This is a genomic window from Cupriavidus mimosae (genome assembly GCF_023952485.1).
Lineage (GTDB): Bacteria > Pseudomonadota > Gammaproteobacteria > Burkholderiales > Burkholderiaceae > Cupriavidus > Cupriavidus taiwanensis_C.
On record NZ_JALHRY010000035.1, the window covers coordinates 1 to 12781 of the forward strand.

9 protein-coding genes and 2 pseudogenes are annotated in these 12781 nt (G+C 62.9%); 6 read left to right on the forward strand and 5 right to left on the reverse strand.

The window, feature by feature from the left end; translation table 11 throughout:
- The first annotated feature begins 461 nt into the window (after positions 1-461).
- On the forward strand, positions 462-791 hold the full coding sequence (locus MKD50_RS29435) for a DUF1484 family protein (RefSeq protein WP_252669714.1): 330 nt from the start codon (positions 462-464) through the stop codon (positions 789-791).
- A gap of 162 nt (positions 792-953) precedes the next feature.
- On the opposite strand, the gene MKD50_RS29440 is transcribed toward MKD50_RS29435, so the two are convergent.
- Together MKD50_RS29440 and MKD50_RS29445 are read right to left on the reverse strand one after the other, a co-directional pair.
- Positions 954-3596, reverse strand: coding sequence for a bifunctional diguanylate cyclase/phosphodiesterase (locus MKD50_RS29440; RefSeq protein ID WP_252669716.1), 2643 nt, complete (start codon positions 3594-3596; stop codon positions 954-956).
- Positions 3597-4598: 1002 nt separating this feature from the next.
- Positions 4599-5501: an aldo/keto reductase family oxidoreductase gene (locus MKD50_RS29445; RefSeq protein ID WP_252669718.1), complete on the reverse strand. Its 903-nt coding sequence runs from the start codon at positions 5499-5501 to the stop codon at positions 4599-4601.
- Between the two features lie 110 nt (positions 5502-5611).
- On the opposite strand from MKD50_RS29445, the gene MKD50_RS29450 reads away from it, so the two are divergent.
- Complete coding sequence (locus MKD50_RS29450; protein WP_252669721.1) at positions 5612-6514, forward strand: LysR family transcriptional regulator; 903 nt, start codon at positions 5612-5614, stop codon at positions 6512-6514.
- 36 nt (positions 6515-6550) lie between these two features.
- Here MKD50_RS29450 and MKD50_RS29455 read toward each other — a convergent pair whose 3' ends face one another.
- Both MKD50_RS29455 and MKD50_RS29460 read right to left on the reverse strand, forming a co-directional pair.
- On the reverse strand, positions 6551-7390 hold the full coding sequence (locus MKD50_RS29455) for a YdcF family protein (RefSeq protein ID WP_371925402.1): 840 nt from the start codon (positions 7388-7390) through the stop codon (positions 6551-6553).
- On the reverse strand, positions 7371-8339 hold the full coding sequence (locus tag MKD50_RS29460) for a LysR family transcriptional regulator (protein ID WP_252669722.1): 969 nt from the start codon (positions 8337-8339) through the stop codon (positions 7371-7373). Before MKD50_RS29460 ends, MKD50_RS29455 begins: the two co-directional genes overlap by 20 nt.
- Before the next feature lie 208 nt (positions 8340-8547).
- Here MKD50_RS29460 and MKD50_RS29465 point away from each other — a divergent pair.
- The 3 genes and pseudogenes from MKD50_RS29465 to MKD50_RS29475 all read left to right on the forward strand — a co-directional run.
- Positions 8548-8958, forward strand: a pseudogene (locus tag MKD50_RS29465) (2-hydroxycarboxylate transporter family protein); the annotation flags it as partial.
- 109 nt (positions 8959-9067) lie between these two features.
- The gene (locus MKD50_RS29470; RefSeq protein WP_252669724.1) at positions 9068-9859 is read left to right on the forward strand and encodes a 2-hydroxycarboxylate transporter family protein; all 792 of its coding nucleotides are present in this window, start codon (positions 9068-9070) and stop codon (positions 9857-9859) included.
- Entirely contained in the window at positions 9849-10883 is a 1035-nt protein-coding gene (locus tag MKD50_RS29475) for an alpha/beta hydrolase family protein (RefSeq protein ID WP_252669726.1), read from the forward strand. The genes MKD50_RS29470 and MKD50_RS29475 overlap by 11 nt, the downstream gene beginning before the upstream one ends.
- A 113-nt stretch (positions 10884-10996) precedes the next feature.
- Here the strand turns inward: MKD50_RS29475 and MKD50_RS29480 are convergent.
- Positions 10997-11193: pseudogene (locus MKD50_RS29480) on the reverse strand (MFS transporter); the annotation flags it as partial.
- Between the two features lie 363 nt (positions 11194-11556).
- Here MKD50_RS29480 and MKD50_RS29485 point away from each other — a divergent pair.
- Positions 11557-12081 (forward strand): hypothetical protein, encoded by a 525-nt coding sequence (locus MKD50_RS29485; protein ID WP_252669728.1) that lies wholly within the window; start codon positions 11557-11559, stop codon positions 12079-12081.
- Positions 12082-12781 lie beyond the last annotated feature (700 nt).

Consider the following 12781-nt stretch of genomic DNA (forward strand, 5'->3'; position numbering starts at 1 on the left):
GCAGGCTAGGCAAACAATGATCGAGACGGCTTACCGGCTGCGGGCGACGCCGGCGAGTCGTGACATCAAATCCAGACTATCCCATTCTCCACGTAATGAACCCCTGCAGTTGGGTTCGTTCTGGCACAGCATGTGCAGCATGTATTTGGGCTTTTCCAATTGTGGCCGGAAGGTAGCTTTGAGAATTACCGCATTGGCCCGGTAGCACTGTCGGCGGAAACTGGTCGCGTCACCAGCACAATGGTCGACCAGGTTTGACAGCCTGACCCTTGTACGCCGGACGAGTAGCGAAGCTGTATCCTCTCGTCTTTCGCCTATGTACGCCCTTACGGGCGGGCCGAGGCGGGGGAGCCATCGGGCTCGCCGGTTCGTACATGCCGGTCTGTCAACCCTGCCTCGCGCTCGCCCACCCGGTTGACAGCGGATGGCGAGCCTCCACTACCCTATGTACGGAGGTCGCAATGACTAGCACCACCCCAGCTCCCCAAGAGCCCACCCTCGCCCAAAAACAAGCCCAGCTAGCCGAAAACCTGGCCAAAGTCGACCGCGCCCAGTTCCGCCGCCGCGCCAAGGCTGCCCCACCGCAACCCAGCAAAGCCGTCACCCTCGAGGACCACATCCTCGAAGTCAGCGACGACCTTCTGCGCATCAGCGCAGGTTTCCAGTCCGTCCTGACCTTGCTGGACCTGCAGGCTGGCGATACCCCTGACAGCATTGGGCTGCACGCCCTGATTTCGCCGCTCAAGCGGCAGATCGACCGGTGCGCTGATCGCCTGCAGGCGCTTGCTTGACGAGGGACAGGCCTGCGCAATGCAGGCCTGACAGTAAAACGGCGCGAGCTGGTCTCGCGCCGTTCTGGTTGTGGCCCGGAGTTCGTGCTGCAAGTTGATGTTCCGGTGCCCAGTCGAGCTCGAGCCCCGACCACCGAAACCTACCGAAAGGCGCCACCCGCCTCAAGTCACCGCACTCACAAACGCCTCAAACGCCCTAGCCTCCACCGGCGGACAAAAGAAGTGCCCTTGCCCGTAATCGCAACCAGCAGCCACCAGAATGTCCCGCTGCGACTCCGTCTCCACACCCTCGGCAATCACCCGAATGCGCAGCGCATGCGCCATGCTGATAATGGCGTGGCACAACGCCACGTCGTCCGGCCCCCGCGTCAGCGAGCGGATGAAGGACTGGTCGATCTTGATGTAGTCGATATCCAGCCGCCGCAGGTACGACAAGGACGAGTAGCCGGTGCCGAAGTCGTCGAGCGCGATCTCGATGCCGGCCGCCTGGAAGCGGGAGAGCTGGTCCATGACATCGGCGTTCTGCTCCATCAGCGAGCCTTCGGTGATCTCGATGACGAGGCTGCCCACCGGCACGTTCCTGCGCTCGATCATGCTGGACCAGGACTCGGGTCCACTCGCCGGGGCGCTGAACTCCACGGGGGATTTGTTGACCGAGATCTGGAAGTCCTTGCCCAGCAGCACCTGCCAGCGCGCAAGCTGGTCCAGCGCTTCCGTCAGCACCCAGCGGCCGATGTCGATGATGAGGCCGGATTCCTCCGCAACGGCAATGAAATCGGCCGGGCGGATCGGCCCGCGCACCGGATGGTCCCAGCGGATCAGGGCCTCGGCCTTGCAGACCTTGCCCGTGCGCAGATCGACTATGGGCTGGTAGTGCAGCGCGAACTGCCCGGCCGCCAGCGCCGTGCGCAGGTCCTGCGTGATGCGCAGGCGCTCCCGCTCCACCTGCAGCAGCGCCTGCGAGAAGATCTTCCAGCGATTGCGGCCCTCTGCCTTGGCGGCAAACATCGCCTGGTCGGCGCACACCAGCAGGGCCTCGGCGTTGTCGGCGTCCCTGGGCCAGGTGGCCACGCCGATGCTGGCCGACACCACCACCAGCTCGCCGGCCAGGCGGTAAGGCGCGGCAATCCGCTGCAGGATCGCCTGGGCAATGTCGCCGGCAACGCCGGCATCACCCACCGCGGGCAGGATCACGGTGAACTCGTCGCCGGCCAGCCGCGCCACGGTATCTGTCGCGCGCACCGATGCCGCAATGCGCCGCGCCGCCTCCAGCAGCAACTGGTCGCCCTGGTCGTGGCCGAGGGTATCGTTCACCTCCTTGAAGCGATCCAGGTCGATGAACAGCAGCGTCACCGCATCCTGCGTGCCGCGCGAACGCCCGATCTCCTGCTCCAGCCGGTCGAAGAACAGGCGGCGGTTGGGCAGATCCGTGAGCGCGTCAAAATTCGCCTGGTGCCGGATGACTTCCTCCGCCTGGCGCTTCTCGGTCATGTCATGGATCAGCGCAACGCGGCAGCGCTCGCCATACGCGTGGGCCAGGTAAGTATCCACCGTCAGGTAGGCCGGAAACTCGCTGCCGTCCTTGCGGCGGATAAAGAGTTCGCCGCTCCATCTGCCCGTGGCTGCCACGGTGGCCCGCAGGCGTTCGACCAGCCCTGCCGCATTGCCTGCCCCGCTGATGCCATAGCCCGGGCGGCCCCGGATCTCCTGGGCGGTATAGCCGGTGGCGGCGGCAAAGGCCGGATTCACGTCGATGATGGTGCCATCGAGCGACGTCACCACCATGGCCTCGCTGCTGGACGAATAGACCAGCGATGCCAGCCGCATTTCCTCCATATGGCGCCGTCGCTCCGCCATGGAGCGGCGCAGGCTGTAGTACAACAGCGCAAGCAGCAGCGTGGAAGCCATGGCACCGGCCAGGGCTACGCGGCGATAGACCTCGTAGGGCGCCAGCACCAGGCTGACCGCCTCGCCCACCACGAAATTGAGTCCGAACTCCGGCAAACGGTAATAGCCGAAGACCCGCTCCACGCCTTCGGAGCCCGACATCGCCCGATAACTACCGGTCGGGGGCGACCCGCTGGCGAGGTACGGCCTGTTGCTGACCGCCCTGGCCAGCGTACCCTCCAGCGCCGGCACGCGCGCAAGGACCATGCCGGAAGTCTTGATGACCGACGCCACTTCGCCATCGCGGTCAGTGAAGGTCTGCGCAAAGCTGGCGAACTGCTCCGGACTCACCGAGACCACGATGACCCCGTCGAAGCTGCCCGCGCGCAGGATGGGGCGCGTGAACTGGATCGACCATTTGCGCGAGACCTTGCCCTTCACCGGGTCGCTGATGAACAGCATGTCGCGCCCGCCCGCGTTCTGATGGACCCGGAAATGCTCGCGCCCGCTCAGGTCGACCTTCTCAGTGGGCGCAGGCCCGGCGATGGACGAGTAGATGAGCAGGCCATGCTTGTCGATCACCGACACCTGGAACGACAGGTCCACCACCAGGTTCTGCCGCTCACGCACCATTTCGATGAACCCCGGCTGGCCGGCCAGCCAGCTGGCCCGCAGGTCCAGCAGGAACTCGGACAGCCGCAGGATGCTGGATTTCGAGTACGCGCCGAACGCCTGGGCCTGGGCCTGGGTACGCTTCGCGGCGTCGTGCAGCAAGCGGTCCCGCTCGCTCACGAGCTGAAACGCCGCGAACGCCCATGTTGCAATCAGCCACGCCGCCGCCGCCAGGTTCAACGGGGAAAAGACCGCGCGCAGGCGCTGCAGCGCCTTGTCATAGCGGGTGGTCGGGCGTTCTGGCATCAAATGGGTATCGCAGCGCAGCGAATGATTGGCAGCCATAGCAGGCTAGTCGAGGTCAGCGGGCCCGACAAGTAGCACGCACTTTAGTCCCGTGCTCACCGCGGAGCCGGGGCCGGCTTGCGCGAAAGCGTAACGTCCTGATTTTGCCCGGCTCGCGACTGCGAGAGGGCGGGGTCATTATGGAAACTATGTGCCATTCCGGCCTGATTGACGCCCCCCAAAGGGGCTAAGGCATTTTAGCGGCAGACATCGTGGCACCGCATTCTTGCCCGCGCAGGCGAACATCAGGCATCCTTTACGGCCGTGGAACCCGCGAAAGACGTGGGCCTCATTCTCGCAATTGGTGGAGGATGTGCGGCTCGACACAACGGACGCAGAAGCCTCGATACGCCCTCAACACCCATCCGCTGATCGCAGAACGGCGCGAGCCGTCTGGCCTCGCGCCGTTCTGGTCGGCCACCAAATCAGTGCGGCAAGTTGATGCTTCGGTGTCCCTAAAGATAGAACCGCTGATCGCTGAGGCCTACTCAAGCAAGCGCAATTCAATTGCACGGGATTACGCTGCCTTTATCCCTTGTAGCCGTTCAAGCTACCGGCCAAAAAGCGTGCACATGCCCACGTTACAAGCATCAGGAGCATGGATTCTTCCCCTCGGCCGGTGACCAACAGCCAGACGGACCAAAGGAAGCCCCCAAGACCCAGCACCAGGGCGCAAAGAAGGCGAGCGAGCCCAAAGCCCGTGCACCAGGGAGGCGGCGGCGGTTTCTTGTCATCGTTGTCGGTCATTGCGTCTCTCTGTGCAGGGAATGAAGCCTCTGTCTTCGAACACCTCTATTTGTGCTGACACAGTCACCCTATGTCGTTCTGCTCGCTCCCTCGGTGCGCACGGGCACGTTCCAGCTGGTCCGGCGTCGGCTTCAGCTCCGCCAGCATGTGGCGGGTATCCATGGGCTGAAGCCGCAGTATTCCCTCACGACCGAGCCGCTGATCGCTGCGACATCCTCATGCAAGCGCATGCCCGCGCATAGCTCCGCCAATCGTATCCAGCTCCGCCAGTACCGCATCGGTCAACACAATCTCCCCCGCCTTCAAGTTCTCCCTCAAATGCCCCACCGACGAAGTCCCGGGAATCAACAGCACATTCGGCGCCCGATGCAGCAGCCAGGCCAGCGCCACCTGCATCGCCGTCGCTCCGATCCCTTCCGCCACCTTTGACAACCCCGCCGACTGAATCGGCGTGAACCCGCCGAGCGGGAAGAACGGCACGAACGCAATCCCCCGCTCCGCTAGCTCATCCACCAGCGCATCATCGCCACGCTGCACCAGGTTGTACTGGTTCTGCACACAGACAACCGGCGCAATCTTCTGCGCCTGCGCCACCTGTGCCGAAGTTACGTTGCTCAGCCCGATGTGGCGGACCAGTCCCTGCCTTTGCAGCTCGGCCAGCGCAGTGACTTCCCTTTCGATCGAGCCTTCCGATGGCGCATGGATATCCCCCATGAGCCGCAGGTTGACGACATCCAGCACCTCGACACCCAGATTGCGCAGGTTGTCATGGACTGCTTGCTGGATGGCCTCCGGCTCAAGTGCCGGCAGCCACGTGGCGTCTTCGCCGCGGCGGGCGCCTACCTTGGTGACGATTGCCAGGTCATCCGGGTAAGGATGGAGGGCTTCGCGGATGAGCTGGTTGGTGATGTGCGGGCCGTAGAAATCACTCGTATCGATGTGGTTGACGCCGGACGCCACGGCTTCGCGCAGCACTGCGATGGCCGCGTCGCGATCCTTCGGCGGGCCGAACACGCCAGGCCCGGCGAGCTGCATGGCGCCGTAGCCCATGCGGTTGACTGTGCGGCCGGCAAGCGTGTAGGTGGTGGCGGGACGGCGAGGTTGGGACGTGGGGGACATGGCGCTCCTTGATTCGGTTTGGCTGAACAGTGGCGCCAGTATGTTTGGCGTTGCAGTGTTTGATAATCCGGCCTAGATTGAATAGGCTGTTTCAAAAATTGAACACTGAGATGGAATTCAACGATCTGGCCGCGTTTGTGTCGGTGGCCCGCGCCGGGGGCTTTCGGGATGCGGCGCGGATCAGCGGCGTGTCGGCGTCAAGCCTGAGCATCGCCGTGCGCCGCCTGGAATCGAAGCTGGGCCTGCGCCTGCTTAACCGCACCACCCGCAGCGTCGCCCCGACCGAAGCGGGGCTGCGCCTGCTTGAGCGGCTCACGCCGCTGTTCAGCGAGATGGAGTCCGCGCTGGACGTCCTGAACGCCTTCCGTGACAAGCCGTCCGGCACGCTCAAGCTGAACGTGCCGTCGAGCGCCGCGTGGACGGTGTTGCCAGCCATCCTCCCGCCGTTCCTGGAGGCCTACCCCGACATCCGCGTAGAACTTGTGGTCGAGGATGGGTTCGTCGACGTGCTCGCCATCGGCTGCGACGCAGGCATCCGCTACGAGGAGCGGCTTGAGCAGGACATGGTCGCCATCCCGATCGGGCCGCGCGTGCAACGCTTCGCGACGGCGGCAACGCCTGGCTATCTCGACCGGCACGGCAGGCCGGAGCACCCGCGCGAGTTGCTCTCGCACGTCTGCCTGCGCGGGCAGTTCGCCAGCGGCGCCACGCCACCGTGGGTGTTCGAGCGGGATGGGGAGGAGTTGCGACTGGATCCTCCGCACCGGTTGCTGATCCGGCCTGCTGCATCGATCGACCTGGCGATCAGTACGGCGCTGGCGGGGGTAGGGGTGATCCACATCTTCGAGGGCAAGCTGCGGCCGTATCTCGACGGCGGGGCGCTGGAGCCGATTCTTGAGCCTTGGTGGCAGAAGTTCTCGGGGCCGTTTCTTTACTATCCCGGGCGAAGGCACTTGCCGGCGCCGTTGCGGGCGTTTGTGGATTTTTTGAAGGCGCCGGCGGCAGCGAATTGAGCACGCGGGTGCTGCGAAGTGCCGCAAGGCGAGGCCTCAGTACTCCCTCAAAATCCAGCTGCTGATCGCCGCAAAATACTCTCGCAACCACGCATGGAATCGAAGATACAAAGGCGTCCGGGCCCCCACGCCGAATGCCTCCCCGAACCCCGCCTTCCGCGCGATCCCCACCGCCCTCCGCACGTGGAAATCGCTGGTCACCACGACAATCGCACCGGCAGCATCAATGCCCTGTCCGTCCAGCAACCGCCGGCTGAACGCCAGGTTCTCCTCGGTACTGGTACTGCGTCCTTCGCGAATCACCCGGTCCGCCGCTATCCCGCGCGCAAAGAGGTAGTCGGCCATGATGTCCGCCTCGACACACTGCAGCCCAAAGTCCTGCCCGCCACTCACAACGACCTTGGCCTGCGGCCACCGCTGCGCCTGCACTAGTCCCTGATCCAGTCGCGCAATCAAGGTTGGCGACGCCTTGCAGTTAGGGGTGCCAGATCCAAGAATGATGATCGCCTTCACCGCCGTCCCCGGGGGTACGGAAGCGCCCATGCCGCTGCGGATGCCATAAAAGAAAACGCCGACAGTAACCAGCCACACGGCGAACGCCATCCATCCGGCACGCCAAAGCCACTGCCGCCGCCGATCCGCTTTCCGCCATCGCGCCACGCCATTCCAGCACAGCGCGAGCAGCAGGAACGCGATGCCAATGCACGCCGGCAACGTGATGCCGAAGTTGAACAAGCCCATCCCCATCAGTGCGACGGCGTCGCCGAGCAGCACGGCGCCAACCAGCGCCAGGGCAAGGCGTATCCAGCGGGTGCTTTGCTTCACTGCGGGGTTCTCCAGGTAGTTGGTTGCCAGATTATCCAACGGCATATTCATACATCAGCGGCTGTTCCGTACTGGCTTCCTTCCAAATCCCGACATCGATCAACGCCCTTGCCTCCGCAGCCAGTTCCGCGATAACGGCGCGGACCGCCGGGTCTGCCATGCGTGCGCGCCGCTGTCCCAGGCATACGGTGCGCGCAATCGGCGGATCGATCCTGCACGCTGCCAGCGTCCCTTGCAGAATCTCCCGTGTCACCGCACTTCTGGCGAGAACGCTGAACATGCCACCAGTTTCCACGAGCCGTATCAGCCGTTGGCCGGCGTCTATTTCAACGCGAACGTCTAGTGACACGTTCTCGCGCGCGGCATGGGCCTCCAGTGTTGACCGAATGGCATGCAGGCGCGACGGCATCACCAGGGGATACCTGTCCAATGTCCTTGCCTGCACCACGCCTGTGTCTGGCAGCGATCCCGGCCCGCCTACCAGTTGCAGGTCCTCTCTAGCGATGGGTTCGCAATGCACTTCCGGCGTTGCCGTCCGGTCAAACACCACCGCCAGATCAAGCTGCCCTTCGGATAGCCAGTTCCACAGGTAGCCGGAGAACGTTTCCACCAGGCGCAGGCGAATTTTCGGGTAGCGGGTGGAGATGCGATGGACCAGAGGCAGGGCGATTACGGCGGCAGATGAAGAGGGCAGGCCCAGGGAAACTTCGCCGCCAGGGTCAGTTGTGCACTCCTGCAGCTCCTGGAACGTGGACTCGACGAGATTCACGATCTCGTAGGCGCGCCGTAGCAGGCGTTGTCCCGCTTCAGTCGGCTTGACGCCGCGAATGCCCCGCGTCAGCAGCACCGTCCCCAGCACATCCTCCAGCCGGCTCACGGTGACGGTCAACGCCGGCTGGGCAATTCCGAGCCTGCGCGCCGCGGCCGTGATGCTGCCCTCTTCGCAAATTGCGATGAAGGCGATCAGGCGGGGGATGTCCAGTTTGCGGGCGTTCTGCATAGGTTGCCATAGTACGAATTTATGCCCCCCAACAAAACAGATATTGGACGGCATAGTCGACGCGCAACAGACTACAGACCCAGAAGCCGCTACGCCATGCGGCCGCGCTCATGAACAAATGGAGGAGGACATCGTGCTACCAGACCCTGTTTCGCATACAGCCGCAGAGATTTCCCTGGTCGGTGCGGTTGAGCCAGCTGCGCCGCCCATGTCTGCGCTGCGTGCGCAATGGTGGCGCCTGCTGGATCGTCGCGTTGGCGTTGTGCCGTTGCCCGTGTATCTCGCGCTGCTGCCGGTCGTGGTGGGATTCGCCATCCTTGGCAAGGTGCCATCGGATCTCACGATGGCGATCGGCGTCTTGTCGTTGGGCGGGTTCTTCTTCATGGAGCTCGGTCGCCGTGTGCCGATGCTCAGCCTGATGGGCGGCGCTGCGATCCTTGCGTTCGTGGTGCCATCGGCGATGACCCACTACGGCCTGATTCCGCCGTCGCTGGTGCTGCCGATCAAGGAATTCGTCAAGGCGTCCAACTTCCTTTATCTCTATGTGGCGGCCATTATTGTCGGCAGCATTGTCAGCATGGAACGCGAGGTGCTTCTCGGTGGCTTCCTGAAGATCTTTGTGCCGCTGACCGTCAGCTCGGTCGTCGCCGGTGCCGTCGGAACACTGACCGGCATGGCGATGGGGCTGGATGCCTTACCGGGCATTCTTCTTTGTCGTCGTCCCCATCATGGCCGGAGGACTTGGCGAAGGCGCCATCCCGCTCTCGATGGGGTACGCGCTGATTACGGGACAGCAACAGCCGGACCTGTTTGCGCAGATCATTCCCGTAGTCATGCTTGGCAGCTTTGCCGCAGTGTTGCTGTGCGGGCTGCTCAATGTCCTGGGCAAGCGCTTTCCGCAACTGACAGGAGAAGGCGTGCTGCAGCGCGGCTCGCAAACGACTGCATGCGAGAAGGCGGCGTCTGCGACGTCTCCGACGGCACCGGTGTTTGATCCGGCCGGCCTTGCCGGAGCCATGGTGACCATCGTCGCGTTTTATCTGGTTGGCGTGTTGGTCCAGCGTGTCCTGGAGTTTCCGGCGCCGATCACCATGCTGTTCCTGATCGTCGCGGCCAAACTTGGGCGCGCCATCTCGCCCGCGCTGGAGCAAGGCGGAAAGGGTGTGTATCAGTTTTTCTCCGGCATCGTTACCTGGCCATTGCTGTTTGCGCTGGGCGTCGCACTGACGCCGTGGCGCGAGTTTGTCAGCGCGTTCACGGTGCCCACCGTCGTCACGGTGTTTGCCACGGTGGGGTCCATGATCGCCAGCGGGTTCTTCGTGGCGCGCTTCGTCAATATGTATCCCATCGATGTCGCGGTCGTTACCGGTTGCCACAGCGGCCAGGGCGGTGCCGGAGACATCGCCATTCTCACTGCGGCAAACCGGATGCAGCTGATGCCGTTTGCGCAGATAGCGACGCGCATCGGCGGCGCCATTACCGTAACGTTGGCTCTTATCGCAATTCGCCATGTTCACTGATACCTCGGTCGATGCAAGCAGACTCATCGCGCTCAGGGCAGTGCGCGGCTTTCATGTCGGCGGACGGCCAGTCGACCTGGTCGACCTGCCGCATCGGCACGTGGCCACGGTGCCGGGTGTCCAGCCACGTGTCTCCAATCCGAATGGGCGTTACCAGGTGGGGCAGCTCTATGTCCAACAGTTCGACCTGGCTGCGCCCACGGCCAAATACCCTTTGCTGATGTGGCACGGCGGCGGCATGACCGGTGCCACGTGGGAATGCACACCGGATGGCCGGCCGGGCTGGCATGACTTCTTCATGCGCAAGGGATACGACACCTTTGTGAGCGACGCGGTAGAGCGTGGCAGGGCTTCGTGGGCCCCGGCGTACGTGGTGTCGGAGATGCCGGAGCACCGGACCTTGGAGCAGGCGTGGGACATCTTCCGTTTCGGACCCATGGCGGGATACGATGCAGCGAATGCGAAGCGACAGGCCTTCGCAGGGCAGCGGTTTCCGATACACGCGCTGGACGAACTCGCCAAGCAGTTCGTGGCGCGGTGGACCAGCACGGCCGGCATGGCCCTGGACGCCTATGTGGAACTGATCCGGCGGGTTGGCCCATGCGTGATCCTCGCGCACAGTGAAGGCGGCCGCCTGGCGCAGTACGCCGCGCTGTCGGTGCCCGAACTGGTAAGGGGACTGATCCTCATTGAGCCTGCCGGCGCGCCATCGACAACAGTGGACGATGCAAGCCGATTGCGCGGCATCCCTCACTGTGTTTTGTGGGGCGACTATATTGCGCAGAACGCGTTATGGACGATATATCGCCGGCAAGTGGACGAATGGTTGTCGGCCCTGCGGCAAGCGGGGGCGGGTGTCACTGAGTTTGACCTGCCAGCCATGGGCATCCGCGGGAATTCTCATCTACCGATGATGGACGACAACAACTTGCTTGTTGCCGGACTGGTCCATGACTGGATCCATCGTGCGGTGGTGGGCGACGGCCCGGCCCAAAGGACGTGGCGACGCTTGTCGCCAGCATGAATGACGTTTGGACGGCGGTGCGTGCTGACCACGCCGGCTCGCCGCCGCAACTGATTACGGCCAAAAGCGGCGAAGGTCCACAGGCGATTGAGCAGGCGCCCCGGCGCCCCCTGTCAACGCTCCTGCCCCTGCCGCAACGCAGGCGCCACCGCACACGCCACCAGCAGCAGCGCCGCCATGATGATCAGTCCATTGCGCGTGCTACCGGTGGCCTGTTCGATCGGCCCCATCACCGACGGCCCGATAAATCCCCAATCAGCCCGCAGGTATTGATCAGCGCCAGGCCGCCCGCCAGCGCCACACCCTTGAGGCACGTTCTCGCGAATGCCGATCCTTTGCCAGCTTGCGGGGCGCGTGGCCGTATCTCGAGATCCAGCATGGCAGGACAAACTCGTCGCCGCCGCATATTCATGCGTGTTCAGTGATTGCCCGCATGTCGTGCCCACCCACAAGGAGGAACAAGTTTAAGGCTAGCCCTATGGATGCACGACCCAAGGTTGGTTAATCCTAAGCATCAGGTCGGTCAACCTGAAGCCACAATGCCTGACATTCGTTTTGCACTTCGAAACGGGGATAAGACCAGTTCGAACGGGACCACGGCGGCGGTGGGAGGGACGATCTTTTGGCGATATGGTCAAGACTGGATGACCGTTACACGCGCGAAGGAGTACAAATGACGCGAACCGTTCTCTTAGCATCCCTGCTCGCGCTTTCCGTTACCGCCCACGCCCAACAAATCCCGGCGGCCATCATCGACAGTTGCCTGCTCCTCGACAGACCGTCGGACGTCTCGATCTCAATCACCCGGATTGAGGGGGAGGCGGATCTTATAGACGACGTCACTGTACCCGGTTACCAGCTATTCACTCCCGGGGGCGCAAGCAACAAGCATGCGATTGGCTACGCAACCAGCAAGCGCGGAAGCAACGACTTCATCTTCGCCGGAGCGAGCCGCGGTTACATCAATCGTGCAGCCGCTCTTGGAAAGCACCGACCCTCGCGCGTCGAGCAACCGATCCTTGCTGCCTACGCGCTGCTGCGCCAGCATGGGCGGCGCTATGTATGCGTGATGGAAAGCAACGGCAATGGCAGCGCCGCCTTTGTCCGGTCAGTCTACGTAGGACGGATCCCATCGTCGAAAGGTGCGCGGCTTAAGCTGTATTACAAGGTGGCGGATGTGAAGTGGTTCAGGCAATAGCTAGGGAGATGCGTGGAGAGCAAATATGAAATTAAGAGGTTTGCCAATATTCCTATTTCTAACCGGATGTTCCACGATGTCCGGAATTCCGGATGAATGGCCCTCTAACTGGCCGACACTTCAGGGAGTCAAGTCGAATGCGTGCCCGAATTTGGAAGGTACGTACAGGAATGTCGGGGAGGCCGTTTATAGCGGTGCGATGCTGACCACAAGAACCTTATCGGTTCGATTGATTAAGTTCGGACCGAGATCATCACGCTCGAGTGTTCGTCTCACCCAACCATCGGACACAGTTCTGGAAGTGGAGGTAATTGAGCAAGGAGCAGTCCTGCGAAAGGAGACTCTGTTTAGAAACAAAGGCGATTTTCATTGCGATGACGAGGGCCTGTGGGTTCGCCCTAGCAAATACACAGCCAAGGACGGCACGGGCTACGGTCACTCAAGTACCAGCCTAGGCTTCAGGCCGGCAGATGGACGCGTTTTGGCGGCGAAGGAGCGTACCAGCGGCATCGCGGTCATAGGTTGGCTTATCCCCATCCCGCTTGTGCAAACTATCTGGTACCGCTGGGATCCATCGGATGACAGGGACGATGGAAGACCGGTATGTCGCGACGATTGCGACAGGCTCTCACAAGCCGAGTTAAGCGGAGGCATGGGAGATGAAGTTGTGACCCGCAATCCGTAATGCGGCTTTGCCTAT